Source organism: Candidatus Karelsulcia muelleri (assembly GCF_003214255.1).
GTDB lineage: Bacteria > Bacteroidota > Bacteroidia > Flavobacteriales > Blattabacteriaceae > Karelsulcia > Karelsulcia muelleri_B.
In genome coordinates, this window is the sequence record NZ_CP029011.1 from 173,806 (window position 1) to 194,622 (window position 20,817).

The 20,817-nt window shown below is 20.0% G+C and carries 22 protein-coding genes, 2 tRNA genes and 1 other RNA gene; 18 read left to right on the plus strand and 7 right to left on the minus strand.

The features are described 5' to 3' along the window. Positions 1–136: 136 nt before the first annotated feature. A complete protein-coding gene (gene trpS, locus DDE61_RS00860) occupies positions 137–1,105 on the minus strand; it encodes a tryptophan--tRNA ligase (protein WP_110476797.1) in 969 nt (322 codons plus the stop codon). Positions 1,106–1,147: 42 nt separating this feature from the next. On the opposite strand from trpS, the gene DDE61_RS00865 reads away from it, so the two are divergent. Genes DDE61_RS00865 through DDE61_RS01465 form a run of 3 tightly spaced genes read left to right on the plus strand, consistent with a single transcriptional unit; the run spans position 1,148 to position 4,392 of the window. Then, the gene (locus tag DDE61_RS00865; RefSeq protein WP_110476798.1) at positions 1,148–2,533 is read left to right on the plus strand and encodes a cytochrome c biogenesis protein ResB; all 1,386 of its coding nucleotides are present in this window, start codon (positions 1,148–1,150) and stop codon (positions 2,531–2,533) included. Between the two features lie 15 nt (positions 2,534–2,548). Continuing rightward, entirely contained in the window at positions 2,549–4,243 is a 1,695-nt protein-coding gene (locus tag DDE61_RS00870) for a cytochrome c biogenesis protein (RefSeq protein WP_110476799.1), read from the plus strand. Positions 4,244–4,251: 8 nt separating this feature from the next. Beyond that, positions 4,252–4,392 (plus strand): hypothetical protein, encoded by a 141-nt coding sequence (locus tag DDE61_RS01465; RefSeq protein WP_162616598.1) that lies wholly within the window; start codon positions 4,252–4,254, stop codon positions 4,390–4,392. 2 nt (positions 4,393–4,394) lie between these two features. Here the strand turns inward: DDE61_RS01465 and DDE61_RS00875 are convergent, their stop codons facing one another. Beyond that, positions 4,395–6,689 carry a BamA/OMP85 family outer membrane protein gene (locus DDE61_RS00875; RefSeq protein ID WP_110476800.1) on the minus strand — a complete coding sequence of 765 codons (2,295 nt, stop codon included), beginning with the start codon at positions 6,687–6,689 and terminating at the stop codon, positions 4,395–4,397. Positions 6,690–6,750: 61 nt separating this feature from the next. Here DDE61_RS00875 and DDE61_RS00880 point away from each other — a divergent pair, with 61 nt between their 5' ends. From DDE61_RS00880 to rplI, 10 genes are all read left to right on the plus strand, one after another. After that, complete coding sequence (locus DDE61_RS00880; protein ID WP_110476801.1) at positions 6,751–7,305, plus strand: ribosome recycling factor; 555 nt, start codon at positions 6,751–6,753, stop codon at positions 7,303–7,305. 1 nt (position 7,306) lies between these two features. Next, entirely contained in the window at positions 7,307–8,698 is a 1,392-nt protein-coding gene (gene asnS, locus DDE61_RS00885) for an asparagine--tRNA ligase (protein WP_110476802.1), read from the plus strand. A 19-nt stretch (positions 8,699–8,717) separates the two neighbouring features. After that, positions 8,718–8,804, plus strand: a tRNA-Ser gene (locus tag DDE61_RS00890). 6 nt (positions 8,805–8,810) lie between these two features. Then, positions 8,811–8,884 (plus strand) — tRNA-Ile (locus DDE61_RS00895). 25 nt (positions 8,885–8,909) lie between these two features. Next, positions 8,910–9,236, plus strand: coding sequence for a 50S ribosomal protein L21 (gene rplU / locus DDE61_RS00900; RefSeq protein WP_110467297.1), 327 nt, complete (start codon positions 8,910–8,912; stop codon positions 9,234–9,236). 2 nt (positions 9,237–9,238) lie between these two features. Further along, positions 9,239–9,493: a 50S ribosomal protein L27 gene (gene rpmA / locus DDE61_RS00905; protein WP_015799444.1), complete on the plus strand. Its 255-nt coding sequence runs from the start codon at positions 9,239–9,241 to the stop codon at positions 9,491–9,493. A 10-nt stretch (positions 9,494–9,503) separates the two neighbouring features. Further along, positions 9,504–9,826, plus strand: a transfer-messenger RNA (tmRNA) gene (gene ssrA, locus DDE61_RS00910). Between the two features lie 15 nt (positions 9,827–9,841). Further along, the gene (rpsF, locus tag DDE61_RS00915) at positions 9,842–10,207 is read left to right on the plus strand and encodes a 30S ribosomal protein S6 (RefSeq protein ID WP_110467298.1); all 366 of its coding nucleotides are present in this window, start codon (positions 9,842–9,844) and stop codon (positions 10,205–10,207) included. A 253-nt stretch (positions 10,208–10,460) separates the two neighbouring features. Next, positions 10,461–10,712: a 30S ribosomal protein S18 gene (rpsR, locus tag DDE61_RS01475; protein ID WP_239493548.1), complete on the plus strand. Its 252-nt coding sequence runs from the start codon at positions 10,461–10,463 to the stop codon at positions 10,710–10,712. A 1-nt stretch (position 10,713) separates the two neighbouring features. After that, positions 10,714–11,175: a 50S ribosomal protein L9 gene (rplI, locus tag DDE61_RS00925; RefSeq protein ID WP_110476803.1), complete on the plus strand. Its 462-nt coding sequence runs from the start codon at positions 10,714–10,716 to the stop codon at positions 11,173–11,175. On the opposite strand, the gene DDE61_RS00930 is transcribed toward rplI, so the two are convergent. From DDE61_RS00930 to dapA, 3 genes are read right to left on the minus strand one after another with little or no spacing between them, the layout of a single operon-like run. Then, positions 11,170–11,709 (minus strand): hypothetical protein, encoded by a 540-nt coding sequence (locus tag DDE61_RS00930; RefSeq protein ID WP_110476804.1) that lies wholly within the window; start codon positions 11,707–11,709, stop codon positions 11,170–11,172. The genes rplI and DDE61_RS00930 overlap by 6 nt on opposite strands. Next, positions 11,690–13,291, minus strand: a complete 1,602-nt coding sequence (locus tag DDE61_RS00935; protein ID WP_110476805.1) for an outer membrane protein assembly factor BamD — start codon at positions 13,289–13,291, stop codon at positions 11,690–11,692. Before DDE61_RS00935 ends, DDE61_RS00930 begins: the two co-directional genes overlap by 20 nt. Positions 13,292–13,295: 4 nt before the next feature. Beyond that, complete coding sequence (dapA, locus tag DDE61_RS00940) at positions 13,296–14,180, minus strand: 4-hydroxy-tetrahydrodipicolinate synthase (RefSeq protein ID WP_110467397.1); 885 nt, start codon at positions 14,178–14,180, stop codon at positions 13,296–13,298. Positions 14,181–14,327: 147 nt separating this feature from the next. On the opposite strand from dapA, the gene prfB reads away from it, so the two are divergent. From prfB to DDE61_RS00965, 5 genes are read left to right on the plus strand one after another with little or no spacing between them, the layout of a single operon-like run. Continuing rightward, positions 14,328–15,404 carry a peptide chain release factor 2 gene (gene prfB, locus DDE61_RS00945; protein WP_110467302.1) on the plus strand — a complete coding sequence of 359 codons (1,077 nt, stop codon included), beginning with the start codon at positions 14,328–14,330 and terminating at the stop codon, positions 15,402–15,404. A gap of 55 nt (positions 15,405–15,459) precedes the next feature. Further along, complete coding sequence (gene dapB / locus DDE61_RS00950; protein WP_110476864.1) at positions 15,460–16,173, plus strand: 4-hydroxy-tetrahydrodipicolinate reductase; 714 nt, start codon at positions 15,460–15,462, stop codon at positions 16,171–16,173. Position 16,174: 1 nt separating this feature from the next. Then, entirely contained in the window at positions 16,175–17,383 is a 1,209-nt protein-coding gene (lepB, locus tag DDE61_RS00955) for a signal peptidase I (RefSeq protein WP_110476806.1), read from the plus strand. 57 nt (positions 17,384–17,440) lie between these two features. Then, entirely contained in the window at positions 17,441–17,653 is a 213-nt protein-coding gene (gene rpsU / locus DDE61_RS00960) for a 30S ribosomal protein S21 (RefSeq protein WP_110473246.1), read from the plus strand. A gap of 1 nt (position 17,654) precedes the next feature. After that, a complete protein-coding gene (locus DDE61_RS00965; protein WP_110476807.1) occupies positions 17,655–18,413 on the plus strand; it encodes a shikimate dehydrogenase family protein in 759 nt (252 codons plus the stop codon). On the opposite strand, the gene obgE is transcribed toward DDE61_RS00965, so the two are convergent. Together obgE and lpdA are read right to left on the minus strand one after the other, a co-directional pair. Then, positions 18,410–19,390: a GTPase ObgE gene (gene obgE, locus DDE61_RS00970; protein ID WP_110476808.1), complete on the minus strand. Its 981-nt coding sequence runs from the start codon at positions 19,388–19,390 to the stop codon at positions 18,410–18,412. The two genes, DDE61_RS00965 and obgE, sit on opposite strands and share 4 nt — an antisense overlap. A 3-nt stretch (positions 19,391–19,393) precedes the next feature. Beyond that, positions 19,394–20,797 (minus strand): dihydrolipoyl dehydrogenase, encoded by a 1,404-nt coding sequence (gene lpdA, locus DDE61_RS00975; protein ID WP_110476809.1) that lies wholly within the window; start codon positions 20,795–20,797, stop codon positions 19,394–19,396. Positions 20,798–20,817 lie beyond the last annotated feature (20 nt).

Below are 20,817 nucleotides of genomic sequence, written 5' to 3' on the forward strand. Positions count from 1 at the left end.
TTTCTTTTTATGTCTATTTAATCTACTTTTTTTTTTTCTTTTATGTGTCGCTATTTTTTTTCTTTTTCTTTTTTTTCCGTTTGGCATATAATTTTTTTTTTATAATATAAATAATTTACAATATTTTATTGTATCATTAAAAAACCTTTTTCTTTAAATTAAAGACACTTCTTACTTTATTAATAGTATTAATTGCTATTTTTCTAGCTTTTTGGGCTCCTTTTTCTAAAATTGAATCTATTATTTTTATATTTTTAATATAAAAATTAAATTTTTTTCTTTCATTAGAAAAAAAACATAATATATGTTTATATAATTTTATTTTTGCTTTTTCATATGAGGGATCCTCCATTAATTTTTTTTCAAATAAACAAAAATATTTTTTATTAAATAATAATTTATATATATTATATATAATTTCATTTTTTAAATTTTTTTTTGAAAAAGTAGAATTACTACTTGTATGAATTTTCATAATTTGAGTTTTTATTTTTTCTTTAGAAGAAAAAATATCTATTGTATTTTTTCTAGATTTACTCATTTTATATCCATCAATTCCTGGAATTGCCATTGAAGTTTTTTTAATTTTAGCTTCTGGAATTAAAAATAAATTTTTAATTTGATTATTAATTTTTTTTGCAATTTTTCTAGTTATTTCAATATGTTGTAATTGATCTTTTCCTACAAAAACTATTTTTGAGTCAAAAAGTAATATATCTGCTGCCATTAATATTGGATATGTAAAAAGTCCAGTATTAATATTATTTTTTGATTTAAATGAATGAGATAATTTAAGTCTTTGGTAAGGAAAAAAACAATTTAAAAACCAAAAAAGTTCCGTTATTTGAGGAATATCTGATTGTCTATATAAAATTGCTTTATCTAATTTTAACCCACAAGCTAACCATGCTGCTGCTATTTTATATGTATTATTTTTAATATTCTTAATAGATTTTATATTTGTAAATGAATGTAAATCAGCTATTAAAATAAATACTTCTTTTAAGGAAGTTTTACTATTTTTAATAGTTGGGAGCATTACTCCTAATAAATTTCCTATATGTGGAATCCCAGTACTTTGAATTCCTGTTAATATTCTCGACATTTTTTTTATATTAAAACAATTTAAAAATCAAATTTTTATGAGATGATAAAAATTTTTTTTACGCAAAAAGTATTTTCATTACTTATAATAATATATATAATTTTACTTGTAATAGCTACTTTTATTGAAAAAAAATTTTCAACAGAAACTGCACAAGCTCTTATTTATTATTCTAAATGGTTTGAATTTTTCATGTTAATTTTAATAATTAACTTTATTGGTAATATAATTAAATATAAATTTTTTAATAAAAAAAAATTGCCAATATTTATTTTTCATATATCATTTATATTTATTTTTTTAGGAGGAGTAATATCAAGGTATTTTGGATATAATGGAACTTTGTCCCTTCGGGAAGGAGAAAAATCAAATAATTTAATTTCAAACAAAAAATATTTTAATATAAATTTATCTGATAATAATAATTGTCTTAAATCAAATATATATTATATATTATCTAATTTTAATAAAAATTATAAAAAAAGGTTTTTTTTAAAAAATTTGTTTTACAAAAACAATTTAATTTTTCAAATTGAAAATTATATTAAAAATGTAAAAGAAATATTCTTAGTTGATAAGTTTGGAATAAAATATATTAATATTATTACTTATTTTAAAGGAAAACCAAACAATAATTTTCTTAAAGATGGAACTATTAAAAATATAGGAGGATTATATTTTAGTTTTAATAAACACGTAAAAGGAATTATAAATTTTTGGGAAAAAGGAAATAAAATCTATATTCAAGCTCCAATTGAGATTTTTAATAAGAAAAAAAAAGAAACTGGAGTTATAAATCAGAATTTGATATCACAAATCATTTTAACTTCTTTTTATAGAATAAGAAATTTAAATTTTTTTATTGATAAATCTCCTTTTTTCGGAAATATATATTATATCCCTATTAATAATTATTATAATTATTCAAATTATCCTTCTTCTTTAAGAGCAAAAATTTTTAAAAATAAAAAAATTAAAAAATTTAATTTTTTAATAAAAAAAAATTTTAATTTAATAAAAACCAATATAAATTTAGGGGGAAAAATACTCTCTCTGAGATATGGTCAAAAAATATTAAACTTTCCTTTTTATGTAAAATTAAAAAAATTTATTTTAGAGAAATATCCTGGTTCTTCCCAACCTTCTTCTTTTAAAAGTCAATTACAAATAATTGAGAAAGACAAAATAATTAATTATAATATATATATGAATAATATTCTTGATTATAAAGGATTTAGATTTTTTCAATCTGGATATAATTCAGATGAAAAAGGTACTATTCTTTATGTGAGTCATGACTTTATAGGATATTTTATTTCATATATGGGGTATATATTTTTAATTATCGGTATGATTTTTACTTTTTTTTGGAAAGAAACTAGATTTTATAAATTAAAATCTAAACTTAATAGAGATATTCTTATTTAAAAAATAATTCTCGGTATGTTTTCTAAACAGATATTTTCTCTGTTTTTTTTTTTATTAAATTTTTGTTATTCTTCTTTAAAAGAACCAGAAAAACAAATTTTAAATGATCATGCTAAAAAATTTGGTACAGTCTTAGTCCAAGCTAAAGATGGAAGAATTAAACCAATGAATACTTTAGCTTTAGAATTATTAATAAAAATTTATAAAAAAAATTCTCTTTTAAATTTAGATGCTAATAATTGGTTAATTTCATTTTATCAAAATCCTAATTTTTGGTTGAGATATCCTTTTATTAAAATTAATAAAAAAGGAGGAAAAGAGTTATTTAACAAATTAAAAGTTAATAATTTTGGATATACTTCTTTAATGAATTTTTATAAATTTAATTCCAAATTAAAAAAATTTGAATTAATTTTTGAAAAAGATTTTCAATCTGCTTTTTCCAAAAATCCTTTTGAAAGAAATAGTTATGAAAAAGAATTAATTAATTTAATTGAAAAAATTAATATATTTTATAAAATTTTAAAAGGTGATTATATTAAGATTTTTCCTCATTCTAAATTAGAAAAAAAAAATTTTACTTGGAAATCTTGGATAAAAAAAAAAAATATTTTATATAATAAATATATTTCTTCTTTGTTTTTTTCTAAAAAAAAAAATAAATGGGAAAAATCTAATAAAATATTAGATGATATTATTGGTTTTCAACAAAAAAAGGGGATTCTTCCTTCTGATAAACGAATTAAATTAGAATTAATTTATAATAAATTAAACATTAATTGTTTTTTAATGGTTGGTTATTCCTTCTTAGGAATAATAATTCTTTTTTTTGCTTTTATAAAAAATTTTTCTTATAAAAAAATAAATTTTTTTTTTAAAAAAAATTTATTGAGATTAATTAATCTATTTTTTATCTATCATACATTAGGATTAATTATACGTTGGTATATTTCTTTTCATGCTCCTTGGAGTAACGAATATGAATCACTTATTTTTATAAGTTGGTGTATTTTATTTTCAGGAATTTTAATTTCAAAGAATCGGAATTTAATTATTCCAGGACTTTCTTGTTTAGTAGCAAGTATTATATTATATATAGCATATATTAATTTAATTAATCCTGAAATAACTAATTTAGTACCTGTTCTTAAATCTTATTGGTTAGTTATACATGTAACTATTATAACCTCAAGTTATGGTTTTTTATGTGTTAGTTCTTTAATAGGATTATTAGTAATCATTATTTTTATTATAAATAAATTTTTATTAAAAAAAAATATAAAATTAATAATTTCTGATTTAACGATAATTAATGAATTATCGATGATAATTGGTCTTTTTCTTCTAACAATAGGAACTTTCTTAGGTGCTATTTGGGCAAATGAAAGTTGGGGAAGTTATTGGAATTGGGATCCAAAAGAAACCTGGGCTTTAATTAGTATTTTAATTTATGTTTTAATTTTACATATGAGATTAATTCCTTTTTTTAAAGGAAAATATATATTTAATATTTTTAGTTTTTTATCAATTATTTCTATAATAATAACTTATTTTGGAGTTAATTATTATTTTGCAGGATTACATTCTTATGCTAAAGGAGAAAATTTAAATTTTTTTTTCACCGAAAGGTGCTATAAATTATTAATTATTATTATTATTATTATTTATATTATTTATAAACAAAATCAAAATAAAAAAAAAAGTAAATAAAATTTATTATGACTTATATAATTTTATATATAGAAATTATTTTTAATTTAATATTATTAAATATTAATCTTTATGGAAGATATTTAAATGTATTATTTATTATAATAGGAATTATATTTATAATATATGGAATAATAATAATTTTTTAAAATTATAATTCGTTGCCTATGGCAAAGTTTACTTTCCAGTTTGGCTTAACATTATCAAGAGTTTTATCCAATCTATATGTTAGATCAAATTCTAATAACCCAATATTATTAATAAAACATCTAATTCCAGTTCCTATAGAACGTTTTAATTTAAATGGATTAAAGTTTTTATAACTATCAAATATATTTCCAGCTTCAAAAAAATTTAAAATCCATAATTTAAAATAATTTTTCTCAAAAATTAAATATCTTAATTCTGTTAAAATTTTTTCATAAAAAGAACCTCCATTTTTAGGGGAAATTACTCCATATAATTTATTAGGTTCATAATACCCCCTTAAAGGAATAAAATTTTTTTTATTTAAATTTTCTTTTTGAAAACTTGTACCTCCCATATAAAATTGTTTAAAATCATCGTTTTTATTTGAATTATGTAATACTCCAAATTCATATCCAATTTTGGATATTAATTTTTTAAATATTTTTTTATACCAAAAACTTTTCATTTGAAATTTAAAATATTCAAATTTATTGGTTTTCAATTTTTTTAATGATTTGGGTAATTCCAAAAATGAATTGATATTTACATATCCTCCTTTTTGAGGGAAAATAATATCTGGACTAATTGAATTATGATTAAATATTAATTGAGAATTACAATCTTTATATAGATTACTTTTTTCAGAAAAAGATAATGTTTTATCTTTGTATATTTTGTTTTTATTAATATAATTTATATTAAATAATAAATTATTATTTTCATTAATTTTTTTATTTAATTCAATAGTAGATTTGAATTTATTTATTTTATAATTATCATTATTTTCTAAATTTCTAAAATTTAGATCATGTGATTCTTTTGGAAGCTCATTTTTATAAAAAAAGTTAAATTTCATACTACTAGAATCAGTTAAATTTGGATGGATAAAAGAAACATTATATTTTTTTAGCTTTTTTCCTATTGTAAAATCCAATAATACTTTTTGATTATCCCCATAAGGAATAATTTTTAAATTTTTTGGGTGGAAACAATTCAATAAAGAAAAATTATTTATATTTAATGAAATTTCTCCTAATAAATCTTTACCTTGAAAATTTCCTTTGAATTTTAATTCGCTATTTATGTTTTCATAAACCACAAAATTAAGATCTAAAGTATTCTTTTTATAATTTGGAACTATTTGCATTTGCATTTGAACATTGTAAAATAAATTCAGATTTTTTAAATTTGTTATTGATTTTTCAATTTCTTTTTTAGAAAAGAAATTTCCTGGTATAGTTGTTAATTCTCTGAATATGATTTCATCTTTAACTTGGTTATTACCAATAATATTAACTTTGTTAATAGTTATTTTTTCATTTTCTTCTATAATAATTATAACATCAATTAAATTATCTTCTTTTTCAGATTCAAAAATAGAAATTTTAGAAAATGCATATCCTTTATTTAAATAAAAGTCCACAATACGCTGAATAGAATTTTTAATTTCTATTAGATTATAAAAATCCCCTTCCTTTAAATTTAAAGCCAATTTTTTTTTTAAAATTTCATCATTGAAATTTTTATTGCCATTAAAGGATAATTTAGAAAATTTATATTTATTTCCTTCAATAAATTTTAAATTTATTGAATAATATTTAGAATTTATTTTCTTAAATTCTTCTGAAGAAATTTTAAATTTTTTAAATCCATTTTTTTTATATTCCATAATAATTTTTTTCTTATATTCTTCATAAGAAGGATAACTCATTTTGTAATGAGGTTTCATTTTATTTAGTTGTTTTTCAGAAAAAAAATTATTTCCTTCAAATGAAATATTTTTTATTGTCATCAATTTTCCTTTATTAATAGAAATAATTAATTTTATTTTAGATTGTGATTGATTTTTAATTTTCAAATACAATAAAATCTCCCTATATCCTTTTATATTAAAATAATTTTTAATAAAAATTTTTAAACTTTCAAGAAAATCAGAACTATCTGTTGTAGGGTGGTTAGTAAGTTCCCAGAAATAAATAATTTCATTTATTTCTTCTTTTGAAATCCCCTCAAATTGGATTTGATCAATTTTTTCAAATTTGATTTTTTCAAATTGGATTTGATCCATTTTTTTTTTTAATTCTAAATTACTTTTTTTATCTTTAATAATATTTTTTTCTTGACATGCCAGTTTTTCATTAAAAAAAAATCTCAAAAAAAATAGAAACAAAAAAACCAATATTATTAAATAATGCCTTGGAATTGCAAATGCAAATTTCAATTTGTTCCAAATTTTTTTTTTATATATATTTAACATAAAATTTATTTGTTTTCTCTATATCTATATATATAATAAAAATAATAAAAAAAAATACTTTATGAAAGAATTATTAATTTTAATTAATGGTTTAAAATCAGAAATAAAAAACAAAATTTTGGGGTTCAAACAAAAATTATTCCAAATTAGAATTGGAAAAATTAATGAATCTATTTTAGATGATGTTACAATTGATTTGTATGGAAAAAAAGTTCAGATAAAAACTATCTCTAATATTTCTATATTAGATGCAAGAACTTTATTAATTACACCTTGGGAAGAGAAAAATATAAATATTCTTTATAAAGCTTTATTAAAAAATAGTATTCTTTATACTCCATATAAAACTGGAAAAGTATTAAAATTAAAAATGGCTCAACTAACAGAAGAAACTAGAAAAGAATTAATAAAAAAAATTAATTTTATTTTAGAAATATTTAAAATAAATTTAAGAAAATTAAGAAAAAAAACTATAAAAAAATTAAACAAAATAAATTCATTAGAAAAAGATTGTTTAAAAAAAAACAAAATAGAGATACAAAATATAATTAATGATTGTATCAATTATATGAAAATTATTTCTAATAGAAAAAAAAAAGAAATACTAACTATATAATATGAAAAAAAAAATTCAATGTTTTAATTCAATTAAAGAATTAATTTTTAATTATAAATTTTTTATATCAAAAGAAATTAAGATAAAAGGTTGGGTAAAACATTTTCGTTATAATTGTTTTATTATTATAAATGATGGATCGACAATTAACAATTTACAAATTTTTATTGATAAAAAATTTTCTTCACTTGTTAAAAAAATTAATATTGGAATTTCAATAGAAGTTATAGGAGTTTTGGTTTTAAGCCAAGGCAAAGAACAAAATATAGAAATATATGCTAATAAAATAAAAATTATTGGAAAATTTTCTCCTGAGGAGCTTCAAAAGACAATTTTACAACCTAAAACCCATAGTTTTAAAAAATTAAGAGAACAAGCCTATTTAAGATTTAGAACAAGTATATTTAGTTCAATTTTGAGAATTCGTCATAATATTTCTTTTTCAATACATAAATTTTTTTTTAAAAAAAATTTTATTTATATTAATACTCCGATAATAACAACTTATGATTCTGAAGGAGCAGGAGAGATGTTTAGAGTAACAAATTTTGATTTAAAAAAAATTCCTTTAAATGAAAAAGGAGAATTAAATAATAATTTAGATTTTTTTGGAACTTCTACATATTTAACAGTATCTGGACAATTGCAAGGAGAAGCTGCAGCTTCAGGGTTAGGAAAAATTTATACATTTGGGCCTACTTTTCGTGCAGAAAAATCTAATACTTTTAGACATTTATCTGAATTTTGGATGATAGAACCTGAAATGTCATTTTATAAATTAGTTCAGAATATGAATTTTGCCGAAAAGTTATTAAAATATGTTATTAAATTTGTAATTAATAATTCTTATGAAGATTTATTTTTTCTTGAAAAAAAAAACAAAAGAAAAATCTTTAAAAGATTAAATAATGTTTTAGAATCTTCTTTTGAAAGAATAAGTTATACAAATGCTATAAAAATTCTTAAATCTAGTAAAAAGGGTATTAATTGGGGGGAAGATCTTAAATCTGAACATGAAAAATTTTTAGCAGAAAATTATTTTAATAATCCAATAATAATTTATAATTATCCATTAAAAATTAAACCTTTTTATATGCGTATAAATAATGATAATAAAACGGTAGCAGCTATGGATATTATATTTCCTTATATAGGTGAAATAATAGGAGGCTCTCAAAGAGAAGAAAGATATAATGTTTTATTAAAACGGATTTTGGAATTAAATTTAAATATTAAATCACTTTGGTGGTATTTAAATATTAGACGTTTTGGATCTGTTCCTCAGAGTGGCTTTGGATTAGGATTTGAAAGATTAATTCAATATATTACAAATATAGATAATATTAAAGATGTTATTCCTTTTCCTAGATATCCCAATCATGCAGATTTTTAATAATTAGGAGAGATAATTAGGAGAGATGGCTGAGAGGTTTAAAGCACATGCTTGGAAAGCATGTATATAATATATTGTAACAAGGGTTCGAATCCCTTTCTCTCCGCATCGCGGTCTCATAGCTCAGTTGGTTAGAGCACTTGACTCATAATCAGGGGGTCGCTGGTTCAAATCCAGCTGAGACCACAAATGATTAGATTATAAAAATAAAATGGAAGCATATTTTGAAATATTAGGGTTTCAATTTAAAGCGACTTTAAATAGTTTTATTACAATTCCTTATTTAAAAAAGGAAAAAGAAGGGAATGAGATTATTATTAATAATATTATTTATTTAAATGAAAAAGGTAAAATTTTAATGGGTTTTCCTTATATAAAGAAAATAAAATTAAAAGCTAAAATAATAAATCATTATAAGGGAAAAAAACTAATTATTTTTAAAAAAAAAAGAAGAAAAGGATTTCAATTAAAAAAAGGACATAGACAATTGTTAACAACAATTAAAATAATTGGTTTTGAAAAAGAAAAAAACTTTTAAAAATGGCACATAAAAAAGGTGTAGGAAGTACTAGAAATGGACGGGATTCTATTAGTAAACGTTTAGGAATAAAATTATTTGGAGGTCAAATAGCCAAACCTGGAAGTATTATTATAAGACAACGAGGAACAAAACATCATCCTAAAAAAAATGTCTTTTTGGGAAAAGATCATACAATTCATTCTTTGATAGATGGAAAAGTTTTTTTTGAAAAAAAAAGTAAAGGAAAATCATATATATCAGTAATTCCTATTTAAAATAATTATTGGGGCTGGATTGGAATTGACAACAAGATTAATATATAAGTAAGCATATCGTGAAAAGTAATGTAATCACGTAAATATCATTACAAATGATAACCGGCAAAAAAAATTATGCTCTTGCTGCTTAGCAAGATTTTTTTATTCAAAATAAATTGAATTTGAAAGATTGAGGTTCTAAATCTTTCTTGAATTGTTTAGAACTTTCTTATAAGAAAGAGTTTCTTATCACTAATCTTATGTGAAATTTGCTCTTTGATAAGATAAATATGTAGAAAACTTATAATATTACTTGTTTGGACACGGGTTCGAATCCCGTCAGCTCCACACTAAAATAATACATATATGAAATATGAAACAGTATTAGTAATTACTCCTGTTCTTTCTGAGGAACAAATTAAGTTAACAACATCAAATTATATCAATTTTTTAATTGATAAGAAAGCCAAATTAATTTTTCAAGAAAATTGGGGTTTAAAAAAATTAGCGTATCCTATACAAAATAAAACTAGTGGATGCTATCATATTATTTATTTTTTAGCAAAACCAAAATTAATTTTAAATTTAAAATGGAAATTATTACGTGATGAAAAAATTATGAGATTTTTAATTCTTAAAATTAATGATGAAGCTTTATTATTTTTTATTAAAAACAAACCCCAATTAATTTTGGAGAATGATTTTAAAAAAAAATTATATATAAATATTTAAAATGAAGGAAAAAATGGACCTTATATCAGAAAGTATGATCAAGAAGAATGAAGAGAAGAATGAAGAGAAGAAGGCTAATAATAATGAAACTGAAAATAATAATGAGGAGAATAATAATGAGGAGAAAAAAGTGAATATTGAATCATTTAATCCTCAGAGAATTTACCAGGACCCTGAGCCAGATCCTGAATTTGATTCTGATTCAGAAAAAGAAGAAAATTCTCTTCTAGAAGGAGAAGATTCAGAAAAAGGAATTAGGTTTTTAACCCCTTTTGATGTAAAAACCAAACCTGAGAAAAAATATTGCTTTTTTTTAAAAAATAAAATAAAATATATAGATTATAAAAATCCAAAATTTTTAATTAAATTTCTTAATGAAAGAGGAGAAATTCTCCCTAGAAGGATAACTGGAACTTCTAAAAAGTTTCAAAAAAGATTAACAAAAGCAATAAAAAGATGTAAACAGATAGGGTTATTACCATATATAACAGATAGATTACGATAATATGAAAATAATTTTAAAAAAAAAAATCCTAAATTTAGGGAAAAAGAATGATTTAATAGAAGTTAAACCTGGTTATGCTAGAAATTTTTTATTTCCTAAAAAAAAAGCAATATTAGCAACAATTTCATCTATTAAAGAATTAAATAATTTAATTAAAAAAAAAAAAATGAAAAAAAAATTTTTAATAAAAAAATTAAAATTTTATTTAAAATCTATTAAAAAATTAAAAATTAAATTTTATCTTAAATTGGGGGAAAATGGAAAATTATTTGGATCAATTTATAAAAAAAAAATTTATAAATATTTAAAATCAAAAAATATTAAAATAAAGAAAAAATTTCTTTTTCTAGAAAAAGACCCTATAAAACAAATAGGCGTTTTTCCATGTAAAATAATTTTACATCCTAAAGTCCATTCAAAATTTGAATTTGAAGTTTATTATAAAAAAGTTTTAATTTTATAATGATAATTTTATATTTAATTTTTTTTTTAAGATAATTTCCAATTTAGTTTTCAATTGAGTTTGAAAATTCTTTTCCAATTGAATTTTCAACTTGTTTTCCAATTTAAATTTCTTATTGTTATTGAAATTTTTTTTATTTACCAATTTATTTTCTTCTTCTTTTTCTAATTGATTTATCAATTTATTCTTTATTATTTGTTTAATTGTTTTTTTTAGTTGTTTTTTAAAAATGTAATAAAGTTTTTTATCTAAAAATTCTCTAATAGCTAGAGAAGTAGGTTTTGAAATTTTTTCAAAAATTTTCGAAATTTTCATTTTAGCTTCAGAAAGAACAACTTCTTCTAAATGTTTAGGTTCAGGAGGACATAATTTTATTTTTTTTTTTAGTTTTGATTTAATATAACAAAAAATTGTTTCTGAACGTTTTGACAAAAGACTTATTAAGGAATAAACATTGTTCCCGGTTTTGTCAAAATCTTTATAATCTACTGTTTTAGTAGAATCTTTACAATTTTTATATTCTTTGATATTCATCTATATATTGATTATAAATTTTTAAAAAAAATAATTGTCTTTCTATTTTAGAAAATAAATTTTTAATTCTATAATCAAGGTTTAATTTTTTTTCATAGAAAAATTGATTTTCGAAATTATAAAAATTATGAATATAATCATTATATAATTTTAATGTTTTTTTAAAATCAAATTGATTTGTGGATTTTTCTAATTTATATTGTGAAATTATCATATAAATATATTCATTTTGAATGGAAAATATTTTTTTCAGTTTTTTAAAATTTTCAATATTATCTTTAAATATAAACAATGATGCTTTATATTTTTTTCTTTTAAAATAAAAATTTCCTATTGAAATTTGTTTTTTTTTTAAGTTTAAAACTGCTTTATAAAGCATTTTTTTTGCGGTGTTTAGTTTTAAACTATTAGTATAGCTTTTTATAAATTTTAAAAAAACTTTTATTGATTTTAAATTATTTTGTTGATCAAAATTATAATCATTTGCTTGTTTATAATAACACATTCCTAAATTAAAAAGAGTTACTTCTAACGGTTGTTTTTTTTTTGAGGTTGCTTTTATCTCTTTAGATGTTTCTTTTTTTAACTCTTTATTATCTGGTAAAGTTTCTTCTGATTTTAATTTTGAAAATAAAGATTGTTTTTCTTTTCCTGAAAAAATTTTTTTTAAATTTAATAAAATAAATTTTTTATTCTTTTCAGAAAAGAAAAATTTTTCATTGTTAATTGTAACAAAATTTTTTTTTTTCAATTTTGAATAAATTTCTTTTTCTTCTTTTTCGGAAAGAATTTTTTTTTTACTTAATTTTGAGAAGAAAGCATCTTCTTCTTTTTCTAAGAAAAGATCTTTTAAAGAAAGCAAATTTTTCTTTTCTTCTGCAAATGCTTTTGAAGAATAAATCATATTTGTTTTATCAATATTTGATAAAATTTTCTTTGCGTCTTTTTCTGAAAAAAAATTTTCATTATTAATAATTGAGTAAATTTTTTGTACATCTTCTGCTGATAAAATTTTTTCTTGTTTTAATTTTTTTAAAAGTTTTTTTTCAAAAATTAAAGCCTCATTTTTATTTGGCTCATTATTGAGTTCTGAAATTAAATCATTATCTGAAAAAGAAAAAAAATTTTCATTTTCAATTAATTCAATTTTATTGTCAGTAATATTTTCAATGTCATGATTAATATTAGAATTTTTTATAATAAGATTAAAATAAAAAATTGCTTCATCATATTTCTTTAAATAAAAATTGCAGAAAGCAGTTTTAAACATTATATTTTTATAAAATTTTTTATTTTTTAAAAATGAAATTCTTTCTTCTGAAAGAAGTTTTTCAAAAATGTTTAATGCTTCTTTATATTTTCTTTTGTGAAAAAAATTAGATGCATTAATAATTAATCTATAATTATTTATATGTTTCTTTTCTATTTTTTTAGTTATTTCTTCTTTTAATATTTTTTTTAAAAATTTTTGCAACCAAACGTTTTCTTTTGTTTTTTTTTTAATTAAAACTTTCATAAGTTTTTCTTTTTCTAAACAAGAAAATATTTTTTTTTTTAAAATAGTTAAATATGTGTTAAACATAAGTTTAAAATTTTAAATAATTTAATTCCAATTTAATTTGTTGTTCTAATGTCTTACTACACTCCATTAAAGGTAATCTAACATAATTATTACATAATCCTTTTAGTTTTAATAAAGTTTTTATTCCAGATGGATTTCCTTCTTTAAAAATTATATTGTAAATTTTAATTATATTAAAATAAATTTTATATGCTTCTTGTACTTTATTTTCACAAGCTAATTTAAACATTTTAGAAAGTTCTTTTGGAAATGCTTGTCCAACTACGGAAATCATTCCCTCTCCTCCTCCTAAAATTATTGGTAAACTTAAATTATCATCTCCTGACAAAACAGCAAAATTTTTTTTTGATTTATTATTAATAATATTATATGATTGAAGAATATTTCCTGAAGCTTCTTTTATTCCTATAATATTTTCATATTTTAATATTAATTTATTAATAGTTTCTAAACTAATATTTGTTCCAGTTCTATGTGGAACATTATAAATGATAATATTTTTATCTGTATTTTCAGAAATTGTTTTAAAATGATGAAAAATTCCTTTTTGAGAAGGTTTATTATAATAAGGACAAACAGATAAAATGGCATCCACACTATTTAAAGTTAATTTTTTTAAATTTAAAATTACTTCTTCTGTATTATTACTACCTATTCCAACTACAACAGGTAATTTTTTACTATTAATATTAATTACACAATTAATAATATCAATTTTTTCTTTTATATGTAATGTAGACGCTTCTCCAGTAGTTCCTAATAATACTAAATACTGAACTCCTTCTTTTATCACAAAGGATACAATTTTTTCAATCGATTTAAAATCTATTGCTCCTTGTTTATTAAAAGGAGTTACTAAGGCAACACCAATTCCAGAAAGTTTTTTCATTTTATAAATAATATTTAAACATAACATAAATATAATAAAATCTAAAATTCGCTCACCCAAAAAATTTAATTTATTTTTTTAAATTATCAGGATTATTTTTAGTCCATGTTGGAACACCGGATTTAATTTTAAAACTTAATATTTTAAATGGTTACAAAAGAACAAATAAAAAAATTATCAAATAAAATAAAAGAGATTTCTATTTCTTTAGAAATAAAGAAAAAAATTTCTTTTCTAAAAAAAGAAGAAAAAAAATTAATGTCTCCTTTTTTTTGGAAAAATAAAAAACAATCAAAAAAAATAATTAAATCTTTATCAGAAACGAAAAAATGGTTAAATACTTTTAATCTTTTAAAAGAATCATTTAATGATTTAAAAATTTTATTTTTTTATTTTAAATCTGGAGAAGAAACAGAATTAGAAATTAATAATCTTTTAAAAAAAATTGAAAATCTTATTTCAAAAATTGAATTTAAAAATTTCTTTTTTGAAAAAGAAGATGCTTCCAATGCTGTTTTACAAATTTCTGCAGGAGCAGGAGGGACAGAAAGTTGTGATTGGGTTTCAATGTTATATAGAATGTATTTTTTGTGGGCAGAAAAAAATAATTTTAAAATAAAAAAACTGAATAGTCTACAAGGAGACATAATAGGGTTAAAATCTATTACTTTTGAAGTAAAAGGTTTTTATCCTTTTGGATATTTAAAAGGAGAAAATGGAGTTCATCGATTAGTCAGGATTTCTCCATTTGATAATTCAAAAAGACATACTTCATTTGCTTCTGTCTATATTTATCCTTTAATAAAAAAAGATCTAAATCTAGACATAAAAGCCTCCGATATAACATGGGATACTTTCCGCTCTGGAGGAGCTGGAGGACAAAATGTCAATAAAGTTGAAACTGGAGTACGCTTGCATCATCGTCCAACGAATATAATTATTGAAAATTCTGAAACAAGATCACAAATTCAAAATAAAAATAAAGCATTAAAATTACTTAAATCACGGTTATATTATATTGAAAAACAAAAATTATTTAAATCGAAAATGAAATTCAATAAAAAAAAAATAGAATGGGGATCACAAATAAGAAATTATATTATGCATCCTTATAAATTAGTAAAAGATATAAAAACTGGATATGAAACCTCTGATATTCATTCAGTTTTGAATGGAGAAATAAATATTTTTTTAAAAAAAAATTTATTACTGAAAAAAAATTAAAAGATTTGTTAACTTTTATTATATCTATAAATAATAAATGGTGGAAAAAAAAAATATGAATATAGGTTTAATAGGCTATGGTAATATGGGCAAATCAATAGAAAAACAAGCAATTCTTCGGGGACATAAAATTGGTTTTATTACTAATAAAACTCCTTCTTCTAAAGAATTAAAAAATTATAATTTAGAATTAGTATTAGAATTTAGTTCTCCTAAATCTGCTGTTTCAAATATAATAGTTTGTCTTGAAAATAAAATTCCTATTGTTTGTGGCACAACAGGTTGGGAAAACCAATATGATTTTATTAAACAAAAATGTAAAAAATATAATGGATCATTTTTATATTCTCCTAATTTTAGTATAGGAGTAAATATATTATTTATTTTAAATAAAATATTAGCTAAAATAATGTTTAAATCTAACTTAGATTATAAAGTTAGTATAAATGAAATTCATCATAAAAATAAATTAGATTCCCCTAGTGGGACTGCTATTGCTTTATCAAAAGATATAATATTAGAAAAATATTGTAAAAATTGGGGAATAATTCCTTTAAAAAATAATAAAAAAAATATATATATAAGTTCAAAACGTATAGACAATATAATAGGAATACATACAGTATTTTATGAATCATTAATTGATGTAATCCAAATTAAACATTTTGCAAAAAAAAGAAAAGGTTTTGCATTAGGCGCAATCATTGCAGCTGAATGGTTATATAAAAAAACTGGAATCTTTTCTATGAAAGATGTATTAAATTTATAATTTGTTAATATATAATATATTAATATTAATAATAATATTAAAAGTTATTTATTTTTTAGGAACTTATAAATTATATTTAAATAATGGACGAAACATTATTATTGCTTTAATTCCATTATATAATATAATTATATTGATGAAAATTTTAAAAAGACCTATTTGGTGGTCCATATTATGTTATATTCCTATAATATATTTTTTTATGTATATATTATTATGTTTAGATATAATATCTTGTTTTGTAACACGTAATAAAAAAAATATATTAATATTAATTATTACTTTTGGAGCGTATTTAATTTTTTTAAATCTAAATAAGAATATTAAATTTATAAAAGAAAATTCACCAGAATTAAGATCTTTAATATTTTCAATAATTTTATCTTTAATTATAAAATTATATATATTTCAAATATTTTTTATTCCTTCTTCTTCAATGGAAAAAAGTTTATTAATAGGAGATTTTTTATTTGTCAGCAAATTTAATTATGGGATAAGAATTCCTATTACTCAACTTTTAATAAAATTTCCTTATTTAAGACTTCCTAGTTTGAAAAAAATTAATCATAATGATATGATTGTATTTAATTTTCCAAATGATTTTAAATCAAAATCTATTGATAAAAAAAAATATTATATTAAACGTTGTATAGGCTTACCAGGAGATAATTTAATTATTAAAAATGGATTATTATATATTAATGGACTTTTAAAAAAAGAAAAAACAAATTCGCTTTTATTTAAAGTACAAAAAAAATTAAAATCATTTAATATAAAAAGGAATGAAAACAAATTAATTTATTTAAAAAAAGAAATAATTCCAAATTCTTTAAAAGAAACAAATATCTTTCCAGAAGATAAATTATGGAATCGTGATAATTATGGGCCTATTTATATTCCTAAAAAAGGAGATTGTTTATATTTAAATAAACAAAATATTTTTCTATATAAAGATTTAATTACTAAATATGAAAATAATTCTTTAAAATTAAAAAAAAATGTTTTTATTATAAATAATAAAAAAACCTTTAAATATTTAGTAAAAAAAAATTATTATTTTATGTTAGGAGATAATAGAGAAAATTCATTAGATTCTCGTTATTGGGGTTTTTTACCATTTGATCATATAGTTGGAAAACCATTATTAATTTTGTTTTCAACCAACGAATTTAAAATTCGTTGGAATCGTTTTTTTTCCTTAATAAAATAAATTGTTTTTTTAAAAAAAAATATATATATAAAAAATAAAATAAAATAAAAAATTGTAATGAAATTAATTACACCTGTAAAAGAAGGAGAATCTATAGATAGAGTTTTAAAAAAATGGAAAAAAAAATTTGATAAAGCTCGTGTAATAAAAAAATTACGAGAACGAAAACAGTATGTAAAACCTTCTGAAAAAAAAAGAAAAAATTTCTTAAAAGCTAAGTATAAGGAATATTTAAAATATAAAAAGGAATATTTAAAAAATCAGAAATAAAATGATTAAAATTTATGGTTTAGTAGGAAAAAATATTTTTTATTCTTTTTCAAAGAAATTTTTTGAAAAAAAATTTAAAAAAGAAAAAATAAAAAATACTATATATAGTTTATATGATATAAAAAATCTTTCATTTTTAAAAAAAATATTGAATAATAATTCAAATTTATTAGGATTTAATGTTACAATTCCATATAAGGAAAAAATTATGAATAAAATTCATTATATAAATAAAAAATTATTAAAAATAGGCTCAATAAATACTGTTAAAATTATAAATGATAAAACTATAGGTTATAACACAGATATATATGGATTTGAAAAATCTTTTAAAAAAAACTTAAAATTTTTTCATAAAAAGGCCCTAATTTTAGGAACGGGAGGAGTGTCTAAATCTATAATGTATGTTTTAACAAAATTAGGAATTAAATATCTTTTTGTTTCAAGAAAAAAAAAAGAAAAAAATTGTATTTCTTATTCAGAAATATCTAAAGAGTTAATTTATAATTATAATATAATTATAAATTGTACTCCAGTAGGAACATTTCCAAATATTAATGAATGTCCGAATATTCCTTATAAATTTCTTTCAAAGAATCATTATTTATATGATTTAGTTTATAATCCAAAAGAAACTTTGTTTTTAAAAAAAGGTAAAAAAAAAGGATGTGTTGTCCAAAATGGAATAAAAATGCTTTTTTTACAAGCCAATCTCTCTTGGAAAATTTGGAATAATTTTAAAATTGATTATTATCTTTAATAAAAATTAAATATTTTTTTTTTAAAAGAAAAAAAATTCTCTTTTTGAAAAGAAGAAAAAAATATAAATTTTTCATTTTTGGGTAATTCTTTTTTTATTTCATTTTTTAATTTTTCATCTAAAAGATCTGATTTAGAAATTATTAATAAACGTTTTTTTTTTAAAAGATATGGATCATATTCAGATAATTCATTTATAATTATATTATATTCTTTAATATAATTTTTTGTTTCAGCAGAAATCATTATTAATAAAATTCTATTTCGTTGAATATGTTTAAGAAATTTAAACCCTAATCCTTTTCCTTGGTAAGCTCCTTTTATTATTCCTGGAATATCTGCTATAATCAGATTATTAAATTTTTTAAAATTCGCAAGGCCTAAATTAGGAATTAATGTAGTAAAAGGATAATTAGATATTTTGGATTTAGATGAGGTTATTACGGATATTAAAGTAGATTTTCCAGAATTTGGAAATCCAATTATACCTACATCTGCTAAAATTTTTAATTCTAAAATAAAAATTGCTTCTTTGCCAAGTTTGCCTTTTTCAGAATAAAAAGGGGATTTACATCTAGAATTTTTAAAATTCCAATTTCCTTTTCCTCCTTTTCCACCATATAATAAAATTTTTTCTTCATTTTGATGAATAATTTCAAAAATAATTTGTTTTTTTTCATCTTTAACTATAGTTCCTAGAGGAACTTCTATTATAGAATTTTTTCCTTTCGAACCAGTAATTCTATTTACACCTCCATTTTTTCCATTTTCAGCTATATTATGTTTTTTTTTTTTTAAATGAGATATTGTATATAATTGATTATTTCCTCTAATTAGAACATTGCCTCCTTTACCACCATCACCTCCATCAGGTCCTCCTTTAGGAAAGGTTTTATTTTTTTTAAAATGAATCATTCCTGAACCCCCATTGCCACTTCTACAATAGATTTTAATATAATCTAAAAATTTATTTCTCATATTTTAGATATGAATACATTTTTTATCAGCATTATTTATTGCTTCTATAATAGATTCACTAATAGTTGGATGTGGATGAATACATTTCAAAAAGTCAAATAACGTTGTTTCTAGTTGCCGAGCAACTACAATTTCAGAAATAAGTTCTGTAACCCCGGAACCTATCATATGACATCCTAATAATTCTCCATATTTTTTCTCAAAAATGATTTTAATAAATCCATCTGTAGCATCATTAACTTTAGCTTTTCCTAAAGCAGTAAATGGAAACTTTCCTATTTTTAATTTAAATCCTTTTTTTAAAGCTTCTTTTTCAGAATATCCAACATATGAAATTTCCGGATTAGTGTAAATACACATAGGAACATTATTATAATTTAATGGTGAGGGATTTAAGCCAGTAATTTTTTCTACACAAATAATTCCTTCATAAGAAGCAACATGTGCTAAAGAAATACTAGGGATTACATCGCCTATAGCATAATATCCTTTTACATTAGTTGAATAATATTTATCTACACAAATATGTTTAGTATTATTTTGCTTAATTCCTAGATTTTCTAATCCTAAATTTTCAGTATTGGGACAAATTCCAATTGCAGAAATAATAACATCAACATATAAAATTTCAGTTTCATTTTTTGAATTGTTAATAATTACTTTTGTGCATTGTTTATCATTTAAATAAATGAAATCTTTAATAATTGAAGAGGTTTTTATTATGACACCATTTTTTTTTAAAATTTTTTTTAAATGAATAGAAATATCTAAATCTGAATATGGTAAAATGTTTGACATTTTTTCTATTATATAAATTTTAGACCCAAAACTATTATAAAAATAAGCAAATTCTAAGCCAATAGCTCCAGATCCTATAATTAATATTGTTTTAGGTATTGTTTTTAATAATAATGCCTCACGAGAATTAATTATATTAATTAATTTTCTATTTTTAATAGAATTAAAATTTCTAGATTTACTCCCTGTAGCAATAATTATGTTTAATGCATTATATTTGGTTTCATTTCCAAATTTATCTTTAACATTTACTATATTTTTTTTTAAAAGTTTTGCTTTTCCATATATAATTTTTATATTATTTTTTTTTAATAAAGACAAAACTCCTTTATTCATTTTTTCTGAAAGAATCCTACTTCTATAAATTATTTTTTTAAAATCAAATTTTATATTATTAATAATTATCCCATATTGGGAAGCTTGTTTCAAACTATTAAAAATATTGGCACTTTTTAATAAAGATTTTGTAGGAATACACCCCCAATTAAGACATACACCTCCAAGATTTTCTTTTTCTACAATAGCTGTTTTTAATCCTAATTGTGCAGCCCTGATTGCTGCAACATACCCTCCTGGCCCACTTCCAATTATAATTAAGTCAAAAGACATAAAACTATTTTAAAAAATTA